19 protein-coding genes, 1 tRNA gene and 1 pseudogene are annotated in these 18,205 nt (G+C 40.8%); 13 read left to right on the forward strand and 8 right to left on the reverse strand.

Annotated features, from left to right (window positions below):
- Positions 1 to 10: 10 nt before the first annotated feature.
- Positions 11 to 2,631: pseudogene (gene clpB, locus ACQ86K_RS14000) on the reverse strand (ATP-dependent chaperone ClpB).
- Between the two features lie 367 nt (positions 2,632 to 2,998).
- Positions 2,999 to 3,430, reverse strand: coding sequence for a hypothetical protein (locus ACQ86K_RS14005; protein WP_143020716.1), 432 nt, complete (start codon positions 3,428 to 3,430; stop codon positions 2,999 to 3,001).
- Between the two features lie 190 nt (positions 3,431 to 3,620).
- On the opposite strand from ACQ86K_RS14005, the gene ACQ86K_RS14010 reads away from it, so the two are divergent.
- Both ACQ86K_RS14010 and ACQ86K_RS14015 read left to right on the forward strand, forming a co-directional pair.
- Complete coding sequence (locus tag ACQ86K_RS14010) at positions 3,621 to 4,160, forward strand: hypothetical protein (protein ID WP_431200573.1); 540 nt, start codon at positions 3,621 to 3,623, stop codon at positions 4,158 to 4,160.
- A gap of 139 nt (positions 4,161 to 4,299) precedes the next feature.
- Entirely contained in the window at positions 4,300 to 4,959 is a 660-nt protein-coding gene (locus ACQ86K_RS14015) for a sensor histidine kinase (protein ID WP_431200574.1), read from the forward strand.
- A 234-nt stretch (positions 4,960 to 5,193) separates the two neighbouring features.
- Here ACQ86K_RS14015 and ACQ86K_RS14020 read toward each other — a convergent pair whose 3' ends face one another.
- Entirely contained in the window at positions 5,194 to 5,631 is a 438-nt protein-coding gene (locus ACQ86K_RS14020) for a DUF5675 family protein (RefSeq protein ID WP_091164557.1), read from the reverse strand.
- Positions 5,632 to 5,718: 87 nt separating this feature from the next.
- The gene (locus ACQ86K_RS14025; protein ID WP_091164553.1) at positions 5,719 to 7,140 is read right to left on the reverse strand and encodes an ATP-dependent DNA helicase; all 1,422 of its coding nucleotides are present in this window, start codon (positions 7,138 to 7,140) and stop codon (positions 5,719 to 5,721) included.
- Positions 7,141 to 7,197: 57 nt separating this feature from the next.
- Here ACQ86K_RS14025 and ACQ86K_RS14030 point away from each other — a divergent pair, with 57 nt between their 5' ends.
- From ACQ86K_RS14030 to rsmD, 3 genes are all read left to right on the forward strand, one after another.
- The gene (locus ACQ86K_RS14030) at positions 7,198 to 7,617 is read left to right on the forward strand and encodes a hypothetical protein (protein ID WP_431200575.1); all 420 of its coding nucleotides are present in this window, start codon (positions 7,198 to 7,200) and stop codon (positions 7,615 to 7,617) included.
- 121 nt (positions 7,618 to 7,738) lie between these two features.
- Positions 7,739 to 8,551 carry a DUF3822 family protein gene (locus tag ACQ86K_RS14035; protein WP_091164544.1) on the forward strand — a complete coding sequence of 271 codons (813 nt, stop codon included), beginning with the start codon at positions 7,739 to 7,741 and terminating at the stop codon, positions 8,549 to 8,551.
- A complete protein-coding gene (gene rsmD / locus ACQ86K_RS14040) occupies positions 8,527 to 9,063 on the forward strand; it encodes a 16S rRNA (guanine(966)-N(2))-methyltransferase RsmD (protein ID WP_091164540.1) in 537 nt (178 codons plus the stop codon). Before ACQ86K_RS14035 ends, rsmD begins: the two co-directional genes overlap by 25 nt.
- Here rsmD and ACQ86K_RS14045 read toward each other — a convergent pair.
- A complete protein-coding gene (locus ACQ86K_RS14045; protein WP_091164536.1) occupies positions 9,060 to 9,812 on the reverse strand; it encodes a DeoR/GlpR family DNA-binding transcription regulator in 753 nt (250 codons plus the stop codon). The genes rsmD and ACQ86K_RS14045 overlap by 4 nt on opposite strands.
- Before the next feature lie 59 nt (positions 9,813 to 9,871).
- Here ACQ86K_RS14045 and nudK point away from each other — a divergent pair, with 59 nt between their 5' ends.
- A complete protein-coding gene (gene nudK / locus ACQ86K_RS14050; RefSeq protein ID WP_091164533.1) occupies positions 9,872 to 10,447 on the forward strand; it encodes a GDP-mannose pyrophosphatase NudK in 576 nt (191 codons plus the stop codon).
- Between the two features lie 125 nt (positions 10,448 to 10,572).
- Complete coding sequence (gene coaD, locus ACQ86K_RS14055; protein WP_091164529.1) at positions 10,573 to 11,034, forward strand: pantetheine-phosphate adenylyltransferase; 462 nt, start codon at positions 10,573 to 10,575, stop codon at positions 11,032 to 11,034.
- On the opposite strand, the gene ACQ86K_RS14060 is transcribed toward coaD, so the two are convergent.
- A complete protein-coding gene (locus tag ACQ86K_RS14060) occupies positions 11,003 to 11,641 on the reverse strand; it encodes an NUDIX domain-containing protein (RefSeq protein ID WP_091164526.1) in 639 nt (212 codons plus the stop codon). The two genes, coaD and ACQ86K_RS14060, sit on opposite strands and share 32 nt — an antisense overlap.
- Between ACQ86K_RS14060 and pyrE the strand changes: the two genes are divergently transcribed.
- The 3 genes from pyrE to ACQ86K_RS14075 all read left to right on the forward strand — a co-directional run bounded on the left by pyrE (position 11,640) and on the right by ACQ86K_RS14075 (position 14,811).
- Positions 11,640 to 12,299, forward strand: coding sequence for an orotate phosphoribosyltransferase (gene pyrE, locus ACQ86K_RS14065; RefSeq protein ID WP_091164523.1), 660 nt, complete (start codon positions 11,640 to 11,642; stop codon positions 12,297 to 12,299). The two genes, ACQ86K_RS14060 and pyrE, sit on opposite strands and share 2 nt — an antisense overlap.
- A 99-nt stretch (positions 12,300 to 12,398) precedes the next feature.
- Complete coding sequence (locus tag ACQ86K_RS14070; protein WP_091164520.1) at positions 12,399 to 12,800, forward strand: orotate phosphoribosyltransferase; 402 nt, start codon at positions 12,399 to 12,401, stop codon at positions 12,798 to 12,800.
- A gap of 382 nt (positions 12,801 to 13,182) precedes the next feature.
- Positions 13,183 to 14,811 carry an ABC-F family ATP-binding cassette domain-containing protein gene (locus tag ACQ86K_RS14075; protein WP_091164517.1) on the forward strand — a complete coding sequence of 543 codons (1,629 nt, stop codon included), beginning with the start codon at positions 13,183 to 13,185 and terminating at the stop codon, positions 14,809 to 14,811.
- 64 nt (positions 14,812 to 14,875) lie between these two features.
- Here ACQ86K_RS14075 and ACQ86K_RS14080 read toward each other — a convergent pair whose 3' ends face one another.
- Entirely contained in the window at positions 14,876 to 15,058 is a 183-nt protein-coding gene (locus tag ACQ86K_RS14080; RefSeq protein ID WP_091164514.1) for a hypothetical protein, read from the reverse strand.
- Between the two features lie 266 nt (positions 15,059 to 15,324).
- Between ACQ86K_RS14080 and ACQ86K_RS14085 the strand changes: the two genes are divergently transcribed.
- The 3 genes from ACQ86K_RS14085 to ACQ86K_RS14095 all read left to right on the forward strand — a co-directional run bounded on the left by ACQ86K_RS14085 (position 15,325) and on the right by ACQ86K_RS14095 (position 16,968).
- Positions 15,325 to 15,397, forward strand: a tRNA-Lys gene (locus ACQ86K_RS14085).
- Between the two features lie 363 nt (positions 15,398 to 15,760).
- Entirely contained in the window at positions 15,761 to 16,099 is a 339-nt protein-coding gene (locus ACQ86K_RS14090; RefSeq protein WP_431200576.1) for a serine hydrolase domain-containing protein, read from the forward strand.
- Positions 16,096 to 16,968, forward strand: coding sequence for a serine hydrolase domain-containing protein (locus ACQ86K_RS14095; RefSeq protein WP_091164503.1), 873 nt, complete (start codon positions 16,096 to 16,098; stop codon positions 16,966 to 16,968). The genes ACQ86K_RS14090 and ACQ86K_RS14095 overlap by 4 nt, the downstream gene beginning before the upstream one ends.
- A gap of 204 nt (positions 16,969 to 17,172) precedes the next feature.
- Here the strand turns inward: ACQ86K_RS14095 and ACQ86K_RS14100 are convergent, their stop codons facing one another.
- Complete coding sequence (locus ACQ86K_RS14100; protein WP_091164500.1) at positions 17,173 to 18,066, reverse strand: helix-turn-helix domain-containing protein; 894 nt, start codon at positions 18,064 to 18,066, stop codon at positions 17,173 to 17,175.
- Between the last annotated feature and the right edge of the window lie 139 nt (positions 18,067 to 18,205).

An 18,205-nucleotide genomic window follows, 5' to 3' on the forward strand; every position in this document is an offset into this window, starting at 1 on the left:
TTTCTACAGCTTATTTAGCTGGTTCCGTAGCTTCTTTAGCCGAGTTCAGGAACACGAACTGGTTATCAAACATATCTATTTTAATAACGCTGTCTTTATCAACTGTACCCGCCAGGATCTGTTTACTCAACTCGTTCAGGATCTTTTTCTGGATAACGCGTTTTAACGGACGTGCACCAAATTGAGGATCATAACCTAACTGGGCCAACCAATCTAAGGCTTCATCGGATGCTTCGATAGTTACACCCATTTCGGCAAGCGTTTGCTGTACCTGTTTAAACTGTAGCTTAACAATATCATGGATCTCATCACGGTTAAGTGGAGTAAACATAATAATCTCATCTATCCTGTTCAAAAACTCCGGACGGATAGTTGCCCTTAACAAATTGAACAGCTCATTCTTGGTTTTTGCTATCAGTTCATCGCGGTTTTCATCTTCCAGGTTTTGGAAGTTTTCCTGGATGATGTTGGAACCGATGTTGGAGGTCATGATGATGATGGTATTCTTAAAATTCACCACACGGCCTTTATTATCTGTTAAACGGCCATCATCCAGTACCTGCAACAAGATGTTAAATACATCAGGATGGGCTTTTTCAATTTCATCCAACAGTACCACGCTGTAAGGCTTGCGACAGAACGGCCTCGGTTAACTGCCCGCCTTCATCATACCCAACATAGCCCGGAGGCGCTCCTATCAGCCTTGAAACAGCATGGCGTTCCTGGTATTCACTCATATCTATCCTCACAAGCGCGCCTTCGTCATTAAACAGGTATTCGGCCAGGGCCTTAGCCAGCTCGGTTTTACCTACACCGGTTGTACCTAAAAATATGAACGAACCTATTGGCCTGCGTTTATCCTGCAAACCTGCGCGGCTGCGGCGGATGGCGTCACTTATTGCTTCAATAGCTTCTTCTTGTCCTGCCACACGTTTGTGCAATTCATCTTCAAGGTTGAGCAATTTCTCGCGCTCGCTCTGAATCATCTTGCTTACCGGGATTCCTGTCCAGCGGCTTACTACACCGGCAATATCATCGGCGGTAACCTCTTCTTTAAGCATACGGCTGTCGCTTTGATTTTCAAGCAGGGCAGCTTTCAGCTTTTCAACTTCGGCCTGGGCTTCAACTATAGTACCGTAGCGTAATTCGGCTACCTTACCGTAATCGCCCGCACGTTCGGCCTGTTCGGCTTCGAGCTTGTAATTTTCTATCAGCTCAACCTTAGTGTTAATGCCATCAACAAGATCTTTTTCACCTTTCCATTTGGCACGTAATGAATCGCGTTGTTGCGACAGGTTGGCTATTTCTTCACTTAGTTCGGCAACCTTACGGTCGTCCTTTTCTCGTTTGATAGCTTCACGCTCAATTTCAAGCTGCATGATGCGGCGTTCCAGTTCGTCAACCACTTCCGGTACCGAATCCATTTCCAGGCGAAGTTTTGATGCTGCCTCGTCCATCAGGTCGATAGCTTTATCCGGTAAAAACCTGTCGGAAATATAGCGTTGTGACATTTCGACAGAGGCGATGATCGCTTCGTCTTTGATCCTCACTTTGTGGTGGGTTTCATAACGTTCTTTCAGTCCACGTAAAATAGATATAGCATCAGCAGCATCAGGTTCTTCAACCATCACTTTCTGGAAACGGCGTTCCAAAGCTTTATCTTTTTCAAGATACTTCTGATATTCATTAAGGGTAGTAGCACCAATCGAACGAAGCTCGCCACGGGCCAGGGCCGGTTTCAGGATATTGGCCGCATCCATAGCGCCTTCTCCCCCGCCTGCACCTACAAGCGTATGGATCTCATCTATAAAAAGGATGATCTCTCCATCGCTTTGGGTAACCTCTTTTACAACAGCTTTCAACCGTTCTTCAAACTCTCCCTTATATTTGGCGCCCGCAATGAGTGCGCCCATATCCAACGAGTATACCACTTTGGTTTTAAGGCTCTCAGGTACATCACCTTTGATGATCCTGAAAGCGATTCCTTCGGCAATGGCAGTTTTACCAACGCCAGGCTCGCCAACCAAAATCGGGTTGTTTTTGGTACGGCGTGACAGAATCTGGATAACCCGGCGAATTTCATCGTCGCGGCCAATAACCGGATCCAGCTTGCCCGAACCCGCATATTCGTTCAAATTACGGGCATACTTGTTAAGGGCGTTATAGGTAGCTTCGGCGTTTTGATCAGTTACTTTGCTATCGCCGCGGAGTTCAACAATTGCTTTTTTTAGGTCTTTTTCATTAACACCCGAATCTTTTAGGATGCTACTTACCGCACCACCGGCGGCTAAAATGCCTAACAGCACATGCTCAACTGATACAAATTCGTCTTTAAATTCTTTTAAATATCCCGACGCTTTTTGCAAAGCCGAATTTGCTTCAGACGAGAAGGTATACGTTGCTGCCACTTACCTTGGGGAACGATGCAATTTGCGCATCTAACGTATCATTTAACCTGTTCAGGTTAACATTTAGTTTTTTTAGTAAGTAGGTAATTACGTTTTCATCAACCAGCAATAAGCCTTTAAGCAGATGCGCGGTCTCGATTGCTTGCTGTTGGTTACCAACAGCAATTTCAGATGCCTTTTGTACGGCTTCCTGAGCTTTTATGGTAAAGTTGTTAAAATTCATAGTACTCATGGTTAGTCAATTTATCGGCCATAGTATCCATAGTGAAAAATTGTCATTTTAAATTAAATCGCAATGACACTTTGCCATAATTAATAGCAATTTACGAATTACTATTAACAATAGTACGAGGCAATTTGTCGTTTAATACATTAAAACAATAATAAAAGTATGCGTCAAGTGAAGATGTTTAAAGACGCTAAATAAATCAGATGAGCTTAAAAAACACTTCACTAACAGACAGGCGTGGGCTTGCCTGTTAGTGAAATACTGCGTAATGGATAAAGATAATTGCGAGGGTGCAACTCTTGTTGTCTGTAAATGGAGGGCTATAATGTGATGAGTTTTAGTCAGTCAGCCGGTCGCGGGTTTAATTATCCAATTTATCAACTTTAACTAAATTGCAGGTCCAGGCAAGCCCTTTTCCGCCATTTCTTCCGTCAACCACACCACTTGTCTTCATCGTTTTTCTATCGCTGCTTAAAGTGTAATAATTGGCGTACTGCCTTCCTTTGAGATCATATGTGGCGTTGGGCCTCGCGTCTGTAATCGTCAATACATAAATACTGTCGGATAAGACTTTAAAAGTACCGCTGTGTGTAACAATCTGCACATTATTTTCTTTTGCAATGTTATAAAAGCTGCCGTCTGACATGAATACGACTTGAGATCCCGGATTGGTTGTATCCTTCCAGATGCCTACAAACGGTTTAATTTCTTTCTGATTAGCTCTTTCTACAGTTCTGCAGGAAAAAGTTGTTAATACAGTAATGACAATTGCGATAGATTTAAGAGATTTCATTAACATGTGACTTGGTTTTATGATGTGTAAATTATACTTATCCTTTTTTAAAAAACAATCAAGGTTCATCAAAATAGGCTTATATTTTCATTGACCGAATATTTCGTAAAAGGGTTAACTATACCTTGTCACATTTCTGTTACATTATTTGAAAATATTTTTATAATTTTGTTTAACCCATAAAATTTAATTGAACACCCATTTCTTTTTTAACAGTCTCCCGGTAAAATACCGGTCGCAATACCGTTTGCATTATACTTACCAAAACCTGGTGGCCATAAGGGGTGCCAGTATAGTATTTTTATTGCTTAATGTAATTATCCGGATCCTTTATCTTGTATTCCCCATTAGCTTAACGAAAGCTCAAAACTTTCCCGAGTTTAATTTCAGCAACTGGGTTTTCATTATTATAACTCCTGTTTTCCTGATAGCCAGTAACCTTTTTATCGTTAGTTTCAAAAGCCATAAAAAAGCTACAACAGGCATGTCATTGCTTGTATTTTTGTTTGCGCTTTATATTATTGTTTGCGGCATGTATTCCAGCTTTATAGCCACCTCTAATCCGAGTAATGCCCTCACCTTATACCTTGTTGCATTAAGCTTGATCAGCGTGATAATTGTTTTTGAATACTATGAAACCGTATTGCTGCTTATTGCTATTGAGCTTTTTTTACTTCCCTGCTATTTTACAGTGAAACGCCGGCTACGGATATGTTGTATAACCAGTTGATCTCAGCTATCTTACTTTCCGGCTTTTATTTTATATCAAGGTACTTTTTTCCTACAAAGCCAACTATTATTTTCAGCTGATAGAAATCCGCGAAAAAAACTCGGAAATTGAAAAAGCAAGCGAGTTTAAAAACCAGGTTTTGGGTATGGTTGCACATGACCTGCGTAACCCGATAGCTGCTGTTGAATCAATTGCCATGATGATGGAACTTGATGAGGTAGATGAGGAGACACAAGACAACATCAATATGATGAAGGCATCCTGCGTAAAAGCGCGGAGTATTATTGATGACTTACTGGAAGCAGCCCGAAACGAGAACATAGCGGTTATTGAAACTCAAGATATCGAGCTTAACCAATGGCTTAACAACATAGTGGGCGAATGGAAATTACAGCTGGGTAATAAAGTTAATGTACTTTTCAGCAGTTCGGTAAGTGTTGCCCATGCGCTCATAAATCACGAAAAATTTCACCGGGTTATTGATAACCTGATCAGCAATGCGGTGAAATTTTCTAAAGACCGGGATAATGTGGATGTGCGCCTGCTTAAACTAAATGATACGGTAGTTATTGAAGTTCAGGATTACGGCATGGGCATCCCTGCCAATATGCTGCCGGAAATTTTTAACCAATTTTCAAAAGCAGGCCGAGCCGGTTTACGCGGCGAAAAGTCGACCGGGCTTGGGTTGAGTATTGTACGCCAGATCATTGAAAAGCATAAAGGCACTATCAGCGTTACCAGCACCGAGGGACAGGGTTCAACATTCAGGATCACCTTGCCGGCAGTTAATTCGTTTTAGAATATTAAACAAGTCTTTGTTTATCCAAGGTAGTCTTCTCAAATGACCACTAAAAAGGGTGTCATACTGGGCCCGTCGAAGTATGGCGGACAGGGCCTCTGCGCACGAGTCTTCGACGGGCTCAGACTGACAGTCCCTCTTTGTCATCTAACCTTCATAGCCCATGGATTTTAATCACTCAGCATAACGGCGTAGATGCGTCATTTCACCTTCAAGCATTTATAATTTGCTATATTAAATAACCTCAATGGTCACGGTACTTCCCGCCTTAAGGGCCTCAAAAATCTTTGTGTTGAGTTTAGCTGTAGCCATTGTACTATGCAGAACAGCATCAACGCCTTTATCTTCACCAGGGAGAAGGCAGCCGTCGGTGTCCTTGGCAAAATTGCCAACATGGATCTCAATTCCGGCGAAACCGGGTACATTCTCTAATAATGGCAGGTTTTCGTTGTGTTTGGGGCTGAAAAATTTGACTACATTATAAGTTCCTGTAGGGATGGCTGTTTGCGTTTTAATTTTTATTGATGCAATTTGGGCAAGGCTCATACCGCTATTTAGCCCTCTATCTACGTCCTCCAGTATAAAACATTCGAAGGCGCCATTTATTGATAGTTCGCCAATGGTTGATTGTTTGGTTTTGATTTTTCTTTCGAGTTTTAAGTTTAGGTTCATGATACCGGTTTTTAATTGCTAATATTAACAATTAAAATACTAATTATCAATAGTTTGTATTGATAAAAGTAAATTTATCTTTGAAGATTATTCTTCCTTTAATTTATAAAACCTGCTATCAAAATTAACCAAAAATAATTCGGTGGTAGCTCGGGTGAGCGCGGTATAAAACCACCGCAGAAAATCCATATTGATCATTTCATCGGTTACATAGCCCTGATCGACAAAAACAGCATCCCATTGGCCGCCCTGGGCTTTATGGCAGGTAATGGCATAGGCAAATTTTATTTGCAAGGCATTGTAATAAGGATTGAGCTTTAGCTCATTGTGCATGGTCCTTTTATTAGGTAAATGTTCATAATCCTTCATTACTTCCTGGTAAAACCGTTTCTGATCGTCCTGACTTAACGCGGGCGAATCAGCATAAAGCGTATCAAGCAAAACCTTACAATCAAGGGTTGGGTCTTCGGCATAGTCAATAAATTCCAGCTGCACATCGGCAAAACGAAAACCATACATCTCTTCGGTGCGGCGTACTTTTACTATGCGGGCAATATCGCCGTTGGCAATAAACGCGGTACTATTTTCATCTTTATCCTGCAGCCAAAAGTAATTGTTCTTCACTATCATGATCTGATCGCCGCCGGTAAGCTCCTCCTCCCGGTATAAAATGCGGTTTCGAATTTGCCCGTTATACAAATTGGCATTTTTGTTTGAGCGGCAAATGATAAGTGTGCGGTCATAGCCGTATTTACGGTAAGCGTACTCCAACCCTTCGGGTAATCGCTCACCGGTCATCCTGAAAACATCTTTAAATCCCTTGGTTACAATTTTAGGGATCTCTATGATCTCCTCACGGATCAGATCGCGGATATTGGTGGCATTATATAAGATACCCGAATTCTTTTGCTGGCGCAAAACCTCGGTAAGCTCATAACTGAATATCGACAGGCCAAATTTATCGCCCATGAGCTGCACGTCAAGCGCAGGGCTATCGTCGGCTCCTACAGGCGGTAACTGTGCGGTATCACCTACCAGTATCAGCTTGCAGTTTTTATCATTATAAACATATCTTAGTAAATCAAATAATAATGACACGTGATTGCTGCCCATGGCCTCATCCGAGATCATGGAGGCCTCATCAACAATAAAAAGCGTATCGCTGGCCAGGTTATCAGCAAGGGCAAAACCATCATCGATTGTTAAAGCCGATTTTTTACGGTAGATGCGCTTATGAATTGTAAAAGCTTTGCGCCCGGAATAATTGGTAATGACCTTGGCGGCACGTCCGGTTGGGGCAAGCAGCACGGCTTTATAGTTATAATGCCTCAGTGCCTTTACCAGCGCACCTACTATAGTTGTTTTCCCGGTGCCGGCATAGCCTTTCAGAATAAAGCATTCGTCGCCTTCGGTGCTTTTTAAAAAGGCATGCAGCTTGCTAAAAAGTTCTGTTTGCTGACCTGTTGGCTCATGCGGGAATGACTGGCGGATATGATCGGGACTTGACACCCTGCAAAAATGATGATAAGTAATTTAATTCAGTAAGATTAGTTTTACATTTGACCCATGGAATTTGACGAAAACAAAGAGGAAGAAAAATACAGCGAAGACGATTATGTAGATATTTACTCCAAAAGGGCGATATTTTGGTTTTCGTTTTTTAACCTGATATTTGGCGGGGTGCTGCTGGTTATCAATTTATACAATGCAGGTTACAGAAAGGCGGTTCCGGTGGTGCTGGCCTTTGTATTATTTTTTTCCTATCTCTCCTACTTTGTTATCATGCATTCGGGCGTTGACCTGCAACAGGTTGTTGACGCCATGAACGTAACGGCTAAAGGTGGCCAGCCAACGGCCGCACAGGTTACAGCAATGCTTTCGGTAGCAGGCCTTAACATAGGTTTTGGCCTGATTGGTGCTTTAATTCTAAGCCAGTTTTTTTCAGGAGATATTTTCCGGATAATGATTATTATCCTAAGCCTGTAGGATTGCCGATTTTGATCTTTATCATCCTGATGATATTAACCCGCATTTTATAACAGCATACCAATTTGGGCTGCGGTAATTACTGTATCTGCCAAAAAATATTACTTTTGTTAAAACCGGTATGAACGAACACAATTATACTTACCACGATGATAACTTTAGTTTAGATAAAACTGAGGATTATACTTTATTAATACAGGTTGAAGACAAATCGTTTTCGTACGCCATAAGTAATAACGGCAAGCTAATAGCCTGGGCCGAAAATTATCCGTTTGACGAGCTAAGCGATCCGCAGGAATTGCTTGACCTGCTGTCGGCCAAGTACGGGCAAATGATTATCGGTTTACCTGCTCACAGTTTTACGCTGGTGCCGGCAGAATTGTTTAGCGGTGAGCGCCTGCCGAACCTGGCCCGTTTCCTGGATGTGAGAGCCGACAGCAAAGTTATAGCCCAGGTATTAGATAAGGAAAACATCATCATATACAATACCAGCGAAGCCATTGTGAGTACCGCAGAAGAATTTGGCATCCGTAATACCGTTTTTACATCAAAAGGCTGGTTAACTGCCATTGCCCAAAACAATCCCGGCAACGACTGCCTTTACCTCAATATTGAAAAAGAAAAGCTGGAGATAGCTCATTTTGCATCAGGCAAACTGCGTTTCTATAACTCATTTGATTTTAATGGCAATGATGAACTGGTTTACTTTACTGTACTGGTTGCTAATGAACTTAACCTCGAAGCTAAACATACCAGCTTATATGTAAGCGGTAACATTGATGCCGGCAGTAAAGGATTAAGCCGCCTGGCCGAATTTTTTAACGTGGCCGAAGTCAATAATTTACAGGTATTACAATTACCCGCGGAGGTTGTTGCTCACAGGGTGTTATCAATAGCGGCTCTTTCATTATGCGCATTATCGGAGGCAGTTTAAAAGGCTTAAGGCTTAATCCGCCAAAAAATCTTCCTGTTCGTCCTACAACCGATTTGGCAAAAGAAGCTTTATTTAATATCCTGCTTAACCAAATTGAGTTTGAATGCATTAAAGTACTTGACCTGTTTAGCGGAACCGGCAACATATCGCTTGAATTTGCTTCACGCGGCGCTTCGGAAGTTATATCTGTCGACAGGAGTATTCATTGCGTTAATTATCTTAAAGATACCTCGCGGCAGCATAAGCTTGCGCAAATAAAAACTTACCGCGAAGATGTATTCAAATACCTAAATGTTGAAACGGAACAATACGATCTGATATTCGCCGACCCGCCCTATGACCTAAACAGGATCCCCGATTTGCCAAAAGTTATTTTTGAAAAGAACCTGCTTAAACCTGATGGCCTGTTGATTGTTGAACACCAGTCCCTGCAAAATTTGAGCAATCATCCCGCTTTTATTGAACAAAGAAAATACGGGCATTCGTCATTTTCGTTTTTCAGACCGGTTTAGATACCTGCCTTTAAAATAACTACCCCGCTTTCTTTAAAGCCCTTTAACCGCTCAGGATCTGCATCGGTAATGATCGCGTTGATGATATCTAAGCCTGCAAAATTAAGGTAGGTTTCCTTGCTTATTTTGCTGGCATCACACAGAATATAGATAAACGCGCTGTTTGCGGCGAAAGCTGTTGTAATGGATGCTTCATATTCACTATTGGCAAACAATCCTGCTTCCGAAATACCGTCAACGCCCAAAAAAGCTTTGGTTGCCCTATACTTTTGAATATGCTCAATAGCTGTAGTTCCATGTACAGCCTGTCGCTCTTTATCCAGCTCCCCTCCTATTATATTAACACTCACAGCGCTATCCTGCAACTCATATACTACAGGTAATGAATTTGTTATCACCTTTATCTTCTTGTTTTTAATGAACTGGCATAACCTAAAAACAGTACTCCCGCAATCCATAAAAATAACATCCCCGTTATGGATTTGTGATGCGGCCCTGCGGCAAATGGCATCTTTAACAGTTGCGTTTTGAGCGCTTTTATTCACAAAGCTATGTGGCCTTTCGTGAGGATTAACTTTTGTTGCTCCTCCATGAGTACGGTAAAGCAATCCATCGGCTGCTAACTGGTTCAGGTCGCGCCGTGCTGTAATTTCTGAAATATTCAGTTCGGCAGCCAATTGCTTTATATCAACCTCTCCGCTTTGACTGAGCTGCTCAATTATTTTTTGTTTTCTTTTTGGAAAGTTCATTTTATTAATCCTATTTTCGTTCAAAAATAATCATTATCAATCATAAACGATCAAAAAAAATGATTCAGATCAAAATTCTTAATACCGATATTTTATCAGATAACTGGTACATCCTTAAAAAAGTAACTTACGAGGTTACGGAAAAAGACGGTAATACCGCTGTGCAAAGCCGTGAAGCTTATGACCGCGGCAACGGCGCAACCATTTTGCTTTATAATAAAGCACAATCATCTGTAATATTAACCAGGCAATTCAGGCTGCCCACCTATATCAACGGCAACCCCGATGGAATGCTGATTGAATGTTGTGCCGGCTTGCTTGATAAGGATAATCCGGAAGATTGCATCCGTAAGGAAACCGAGGAAGAAACCGGCTATAAAATAACGGATGTTAAAAAGGTTTTTGAAGCTTATATGTCGCCGGGTTCTGTTACCGAAATCCTTTACTTTTTTGTTGCCGAATATGCCAAAGAAATGAAAGTTAGCGATGGCGGTGGGCTCGCCCACGAAAATGAAAATATTGAAGTTTTAGAGCTGCCATTCAGCGAAGCCCTGCAAATGGTAAAAACCGGGGAAATAAAAGATGGCAAAACAATTATGCTTTTGCAGTATGCTCAGTTGGCTTCGCTGGTTTAGGGGGAGTGATCAAATGAATGGTTCAACTTGTCAGATATAAAGTCGCTAATTAAATAATGCCGATAAAAGGCAAAAAACAACTGTTCATTTAAAGAACCCAATCAACTATTCATTAATTTTACTGCATGAAGACAGCCCTTTTTCCAGGTTCATTTGATCCGCTTACTAAAGCTCACGTTGATATTGTGAAACGATCTGTTGAGCTTTTTGACAAGCTTTACATAGGTATCGGCGTAAACAGCAGCAAAAAGGGGTTGCTGAGTGTTGAACAGCGCGAACAAATGATCAGGGCGGTTTTTGAGCATGATGAACGGATCCACGTGATAGCCTATGAAGGCCTTACTGTCGATTTTTGCAAAAGCATAGGCGCCGCTTACATGATCAGGGGAATCCGTACGGTATCAGACTTTGAGTATGAAAAAGCGATTGCCCAGATGAACCATTCGCTGGCACCCGACATCGAAAGCATATTTATTGTAAGCAAACCAGGCTATTCATCCATCAGTTCAACCATTGTGCGCGAAATTATCCGCTATAATGGCGATGTAAGCCAGTTTATTCCGAAAGAGGCATTACCTTATTTGTAACCAGCTTTTCCTTATGCAACACATCCATAATAGATGGAAAGGTGTTTTCAATTATTGGTTCAATATGATGGTGTTCAAACCAGCGCACATCGGTAATACCCTCTTCTTTTTGAGGTTTTAGCTTTTCTTTACCCTTACTTGTCATGGCAAACCAATGCGTTTTCTTAAGCACTACCTCGCCGCGGTTAACATATACATGGTATGTTTTACAAATTTTTTCTCCTAGTTCGCTCACTTTTATACCGCACTCCTCCTCTACCTCACGCACTGCCGCTTCTTTCACTTTTTCCTCTTTTTCTATTTTGCCTTTGGGCAGGTCCCATTTATCATTACGATAAATGAATAAATATTGCCCCTTAGTGTTCATAACCAGGCCGCCTGCCGCTTCAATAAGTGTAATATTCTTTTTAATAGCTTTAAGATACACCTTAGCGTTTGCTGTTTTTATGTAGAACAATTTGTTAGGATTAGCGAGGATCCAGGTATATATAATTTTAAGGTCAAAGGTCTCTGCATCAAGCCTTTCAAAATTATCTGCATGCTTTGGTTCAGATTCTGTGAGCAGGATAACCTTTTCGTTAATATAAATTCTGTATTTTTGAGCCATGTTTACTAATAATGAGATCGAACAACAAGTAGCCGAATTCCTGCTGCAAATTAAAGCAATTAAATTACAACCCAATAATCCTTTTACATGGGCATCGGGCTGGAAATCTCCAATTTACTGCGATAACCGTGTTACACTTTCTCATCCAACTATCCGCACTTACATCAGGCAGCAATTAGTCGCAGCCATACAGGATAAATTCGGGTCGGTTGGCTGCATTGCGGGTGTGGCAACTGCAGGTATACCGCAAGGTGCATTAGTAGCCCAGGAATTAGGCCTTCCATTTATTTATGTACGTTCAAAACCTAAGGAGCATGGCACAGGTAGCATGATTGAGGGCGATGCCGCTACTACTTCAGGCAAGCGGGTTGTGGTTATCGAGGATCTGCTTTCAACCGGTAAAAGCAGTCTGCAGGCCGTTGAAGCGTTGCGTGCCGCAGGTTATGACGTTGCAGGCTTGGCAGCTATATTTACTTATGGCTTTGATATTGCCGACGAAAACTTTAAACAGGCCAACTGCCCATACGTAACCCTGTCAAACTATAACGCGCTTATTAAATACGCGGAAGAACATCAATTCATTAATGAAAAAGATGTAAACCTGCTCAGGCAGTGGCGCGAAAACCCATCAACCTGGGGCGAAATGGCTGCAAGTTAAGACCGTTGATTTTTTTGATTTCGATGATTGCGCTGATTTTTAGATTGTTCGTCAGCGTAATTTGTCTCAAATCTCAAATCTAATATCTCAAATCTATCCATGAATACATTCACCAGTACGATAAGTATTAACAAGCCTTTAACGGAGGTTTACGATTTCCTGGCCGATTTTAATAATCACCGGCAACTGATGCCTGATAATATCCAGGAATGGACATCCACCCGGGATGAAGCCCGTTTCAGTATCCAGAATATGGCCAAGCTTGCTTTGAAAATTGAGGAGCGTGTGCCCAACCAGATGGTAAGGATCATACCTGCTGAGAAACCACCATTTGACCTGGAACTAAAATGGTCGTTATCTTTTAATAACGACCATACTGATATTTTATTCACCATTGGCGCAGAGCTTAGCATGATGATGAAAATGCTGGCATCAGGTCCGCTTCAAAAATTGGCCGATCATGAAACGCAAAGCTTATTTAATATTTTAAACAAAGCTTAAAGCGTTGCCCTAAAGCTTATAATTAATATATTTTTAATATACTTTGCGCTTTTGTGTATTGTTGATGGCTATTACCACATTGATGATAATTAAACCTATAATTAATGCTCCCATGACCATTGTTAAATAATTTAAATAAATTGTTACACTGTATGTTAGTCAAAGGCTGTACCATTATATTATAACTGGTTAGATATAGCGATTAAACGTATTAAATATACTTTTAGTTTACACTACATTATCATTTCTGTGTAATTGTATACCCATGGATTTAATTTATGGGGAAAATTGCTGCTCAAAAAATCCCCATCCATAATATCAGCACCATATATCGTTAAAATGAAGATTTTACCGTACTTTTGCGCCAAATTAGAGGTGCAGCATGATCACGGTATCCAATCTTTCTTTACGTTACGGTAAGCGTACTTTGTTTGAAGACGTAAACCTGAAATTTACACAGGGCAACTGTTATGGTATTATTGGCGCCAATGGCGCGGGTAAGTCAACATTCCTGAAAATTCTTTCGGGCGATATTGACCCAACCAGCGGCTCGGTGAGCTTCACTCCCGGCGAACGCATGGCTGTTTTGAGCCAAAACCATTACGCTTTTGACGAATTCACAGTTATCGAAACGGTGATGATGGGCCATAAGGAAATGTACGCCGTAATGAAGGAGAAAGACGCTATTTATCTTAAAGAAGATTTTAGCGATGCCGATGGCGAACGCGCGGGTGAACTGGAAAACCTTTTTGCCGAAATGGACGGCTGGAATGCCGAAAGCAATGCCGCTACCCTGCTCAGCAACCTTGGCATTAAAGAAGAATTTCATTATCAACTGGTTAAAGACCTTGATAACACCCAAAAAGTACGTGTTTTATTAGCCCAGGCACTTTTTGGCAAGCCAGATATACTGCTGCTTGATGAGCCTACCAACGATTTGGACATCCACACCATTAGCTGGCTGGAAGATTTCCTTGCGTCATATGAAGCTATTGTACTGGTAGTATCGCACGACAGGCACTTCCTGGATACTGTATGTACCCACGTAGTAGATATTGATTTTGGCAAAATGACCATTTATACAGGTAACTATACCTTCTGGTACGAATCGAGCCAATTGGCCCTTAAACAACGTGCCGAACAAAATAAGAAAGCCGAAGATAAAGTTAAAGAGCTTCAGGAGTTTATCCGCAGGTTTAGTGCCAATGCGTCCAAATCAAAACAGGCAACCAGCCGTAAAAAAGCATTGGATAAAATCAACCTGGATGAAATTCAGCCATCAAACCGTAAATATCCGGGTATTATATTCAACAACCTGGGCCGTGAAGCCGGCGATCAGATCCTGACCGTTGAAAACCTGGGCAAAACCCTTAATGGTGAGGTGCTGTTCAATAATATCACCTTCACTGTAAACAAAGGCGATAAAATTTCTATCCTGTCGCAAAACAGTTTGGCAACTACCGCTTTCTATAATATTTTAACAGGCCGCGATAGAGATTTTACAGGCACCTTTAAATGGGGTGTGACAATTAACGCGGCTGATATCCCTAACGACAGCAGCGAATACTTCGATGGCAAAAGCGACAACCTGATTGATTGGCTGCGCGAATATTCGCCTGGCGAAAAAGACGATCAATTTATCCGCGGCTTCTTAGGCCGTATGCTATTTTCGGGTGAGGAAGTTATGAAAAAATGCAGTGTGCTATCGGGTGGCGAAAAAATGCGCTGCATGTTTAGCCGTATGATGCTGCAGCAAGCCAACCTGCTGATGTTTGATGAACCAACCAACCACCTCGACCTGGAATCGATTACAGCGCTTAATAATGGTATGAAAGATTTCCGCGGCACAATCCTGTTCACCTCACGGGATCATGAACTGGTTGAAACGGTAGCCAATCGGATTATTGAGTTAACACCAGGTGGTTACATTGATAAACTCATGACCTATGATGAATATATCAACAGCCCTGTAGTGCAAAAACAACAGGAAGATTTATACGCTGCTGTATAATAACTGGTAAGGGAATATATGAGGCCTGGTAGCATAATACTACCGGGCCTTTATATTTTATAACTTATAATAAGTTAAACCCGGAGGCCTGCGTTTCGAGCTGATTAATAGTAGATTCGTCGCTAAACAGATAAAAATGATCTTTAGTGTACGAATATTGAACATTTAAACCGTTTTGGGCAATAAAATCTTTAACAACGCTTTCATATAGGAGCTTGTTAATTTTAAGTAATTTTCTTTTTTTCATGAGAGATAGATATTAAGTTTTACAATTTAAGTAGCTTTTGTTAAAATTCCAACAAAAAAACTAACATTTTGTTAGGAAGTTGCTATAATTAACTTTTTTGGCCGAGCCGGGAATAAAATGAACACCAGGAAGATGAAAGCGGGTTATTACTCCAACCTTTAATTTTACAATAAGCAGATTAAAATAATTGTTAACTATGAGTAATTCCGCCTGCTGAAAAAGAAAATAATTTGCATATTTGCAACCCGGCAAAAGCTGGTACATATGACTCCGTAGCTCAGCTGGTAGAGCAAATGACTCTTAATCATTGGGTCGAGAGTTCGAATCTCTCCGGGGTCACTTTTTTAGGCAAGTTGTCAATTTTATTGGCAACTTTTTTTATGGCTTCAAATTCAATAAATTTAGTTCACCTGCTAACAAAATTGAATTTTGAAAAGCTTCTCCCCTTGTCTATCAGATTAAAGTAGAAGCTTCAAGGCGAAAGATCATAGTTTTTTATTTATTGTAAAAATGCGATGTTAACCTTGTTCGTTATATCTCTATAAATTCTATCTTTAATTGTCTAAACATTTTCACAATGATTCAAAAAAAGCGTATCGCTTCTTGCTTTTTCTTATTTTACAAAGTTGCACTCAAGCACAAACTTTCAATAAAGCCAAGTTAGACAGCTTTTTTGTAGCGCTGAATAAGAATGACCAAAGCATGGGCAATATCGCCATATCCGCGAATGGAGTGTTGGTTTATCAAAACGCTATCGGTTTTAGCCAAATAAACAAAGGGGCAAAAACACCTGCTACCATTGATACAAAATACCGGGTAGGCTCTATCACTAAGATGTTTACTGCTGTTATGATCTTTCAGTTGATAGATGAAGGTAAGCTTAGCTTTGAAACACCTTTGGCACGTTATTTCCCACAGCTTCCCAATGCAAGTAAGATCAATATAAGGGAAATGCTTGACCACCGTAGCGGGCTTCATAATTTTACGAGCGACTCACTTTATTCCACTTATATGGGCAGCCTAAGTCTGAAGCTGAAATGATTGCCATCTTTAGCAGACAAAAATCCGATTTTGAACCGGATTTAAAGGCCGAATACAGCAATACTAACTTTGTATTACTGGGTTATATTATTGAAAAATTGACAGGTAAAACGTATGGCGAAGAATTAAAGAAACGGGTCACTTCAAAAATAGGCTTGAAACAAACTTATTACGGCACTAAAGCCAATTCAACCAAAAACGAAGCATACTCCTACATTTACCAAGGACAGTGGACACAAATGCCGGAAACAGATATGAGTATTCCGGGCGGTGCCGGTGCTATTGTTTCTACGCCCGCCGATCTGGTTAAATTTATAAATGCACTTTTCGAAGGCAAACTTATTAGTGCCGCCAACTTAGAGCTAATGACAACGATGAGGGACAGTTATGGTATGGCCATGTTTGCTATGCCTTTTTATGATATAAAAGGCTATGGACATTCCGGAGGCATCGACGGGTTTTTAAGTTTGCTTTTATATTTACCGAAAGAGAAGATAGCAATAGCTTACACTTCCAATGGAACACGATACTCATATAATGATGTAGTCATGGGAGCATTGAATATATATTTTAATAAGTCGTTTACTATTCCAGAGTTCAAAACAATTACATTAAACTCAGCTGAACTTGATAAATATGTCGGGGAATATTCCAGTACACAAATACCCTTGAAAATTACTATAACAAAAAAAGACATCACGCTGTTTGCGCAAGCCTCGGGTCAAAGTGCATTTCCCATGGAAGCCAAAGGTGACAATAAATTTGTTTATGCTTCTGCCGACGCCACCTTTCAATTTGAACCGGATAAAAGACGTTTCACTTTAATACAAAAGGGGAATACCTATTTATTTAACAAAACTGACAAATAGAGGCAAATTGAGAATTGGTAGCTGATCTTGCATGACTAGCTTACCTAAATGCTTATAATTAAACTGGGATTTTTTCAATCAAAAAAGTGCTCCGGGTGTCAGCTACAGAGCGCCCTTATAGATAGGCAATCGATTAATCACCTTTTTTATTTGGCAACCCCTTACAACCGTTTTTATGAATATTAATAAAAGGTGTTAATTCTTTTAGTTTTGCGAACGGTACTCTAAAGGTGTCGTGCCAGTCTTCTGTTTGAATAACCTTGTAAAATGTTGCGGGTATCTAAAGCCTAGTTCGTAAGCGATCTCACTGACCGATTTATTTCGATCAAATATTTTTTCTTTTGCAAGGTCAATGACTTTTTCTTGTATAAAGTCGTGCGCGGATTTTCCCGTTTCCTTTTTGATGAGCTCTCCAAAATAGTTACTTGAAAGGTGGAGGCTATCAGCACAATAACCAACTGTCGGCAATCCCATATTCTGTAAATTGTCTGACCTGAAATAGTTGTAGAGTAACGTCTCAAATTTTTCCAGAATGCCTTTATGAATATCTTCCCGCGTAATAAACTGGCGGTCATAGAAGCGAACACAATAGTTCAGAAATAACTCTATGGTGCTGATCACTAACTTTCTACTATGCTTATCAATAGCGTGTTCGAGTTCATAGCGTATCTTACTGAAGCTATCTAATACAATTTGGCGCTCGCGCTGTGACAAATGCAAAGCTTCGTTGACGTTATAGCTAAAAAAGCCATAATCCTGGACATGACGACCGAGCGAAGTGCCGCGGATGAAATCCGGATGGAATACCAGCGCATGGCCGCTCGGTTGAAACAGTTCCTCTTTTCGGACTCCTGCTACCTGTCCCGGAGAAAAGAACACCAGTGTTCCTTCCTGATAGTCATAATTCGCCCTACCGTAAGTAAGATCGCCACAGTCGACATCCTTTAAAATAACTACATAGAGCCCAAAGTACATTTTGTAGCGATTGCGCGGTGACGCTTTTGAAAAGTCGATTACGCTCACCAATGGATGCAGCGTTTCTTCGTTATTGAAGTCATTATAGGACTTAACTGTCTCAAAACGAACTATATCTTCCATGTCTTTTTTCTTTTCTATGAACAAATGTAAAAAGCGAAAATCTTTTTATACCACCGTTAGTGCCCTATCGGTGAAATTGGTAAGCAATACCGTGTTTTGTATAAGTTAAGCTTAAAAAATAGGCTTGACCTTTGTACCA

Source organism: Mucilaginibacter sp. P19, from assembly GCF_050632265.1.
Lineage (GTDB): Bacteria > Bacteroidota > Bacteroidia > Sphingobacteriales > Sphingobacteriaceae > Mucilaginibacter > Mucilaginibacter gossypii.

Bases quoted from the DNA above. Each gene is read 5' to 3' on its own strand.
- nudK (WP_091164533.1), top strand. From the start codon at position 9,872: ATGATTCAGATCAAAATTCTTAATACCGATATTTTATCAGATAACTGG.
- ACQ86K_RS14095 (WP_091164503.1), top strand. From the start codon at position 16,096: ATGATTGCCATCTTTAGCAGACAAAAATCCGATTTTGAACCGGATTTA.
- coaD (WP_091164529.1), top strand. From the start codon at position 10,573: ATGAAGACAGCCCTTTTTCCAGGTTCATTTGATCCGCTTACTAAAGCT.
- ACQ86K_RS14005 (WP_143020716.1), bottom strand. From the start codon at position 3,430: ATGAAATCTCTTAAATCTATCGCAATTGTCATTACTGTATTAACAACT.
- ACQ86K_RS14045 (WP_091164536.1), bottom strand. From the start codon at position 9,812: ATGAACTTTCCAAAAAGAAAACAAAAAATAATTGAGCAGCTCAGTCAA.
- ACQ86K_RS14075 (WP_091164517.1), top strand. From the start codon at position 13,183: ATGATCACGGTATCCAATCTTTCTTTACGTTACGGTAAGCGTACTTTG.
- ACQ86K_RS14090 (WP_431200576.1), top strand. From the start codon at position 15,761: ATGGGCAATATCGCCATATCCGCGAATGGAGTGTTGGTTTATCAAAAC.
- ACQ86K_RS14070 (WP_091164520.1), top strand. From the start codon at position 12,399: ATGAATACATTCACCAGTACGATAAGTATTAACAAGCCTTTAACGGAG.
- ACQ86K_RS14020 (WP_091164557.1), bottom strand. From the start codon at position 5,631: ATGAACCTAAACTTAAAACTCGAAAGAAAAATCAAAACCAAACAATCA.
- ACQ86K_RS14080 (WP_091164514.1), bottom strand. From the start codon at position 15,058: ATGAAAAAAAGAAAATTACTTAAAATTAACAAGCTCCTATATGAAAGC.
- pyrE (WP_091164523.1), top strand. From the start codon at position 11,640: ATGTTTACTAATAATGAGATCGAACAACAAGTAGCCGAATTCCTGCTG.
- ACQ86K_RS14100 (WP_091164500.1), bottom strand. From the start codon at position 18,066: ATGGAAGATATAGTTCGTTTTGAGACAGTTAAGTCCTATAATGACTTC.
- ACQ86K_RS14035 (WP_091164544.1), top strand. From the start codon at position 7,739: ATGAACGAACACAATTATACTTACCACGATGATAACTTTAGTTTAGAT.
- ACQ86K_RS14030 (WP_431200575.1), top strand. From the start codon at position 7,198: ATGGAATTTGACGAAAACAAAGAGGAAGAAAAATACAGCGAAGACGAT.
- rsmD (WP_091164540.1), top strand. From the start codon at position 8,527: ATGCGCATTATCGGAGGCAGTTTAAAAGGCTTAAGGCTTAATCCGCCA.
- ACQ86K_RS14060 (WP_091164526.1), bottom strand. From the start codon at position 11,641: ATGGCTCAAAAATACAGAATTTATATTAACGAAAAGGTTATCCTGCTC.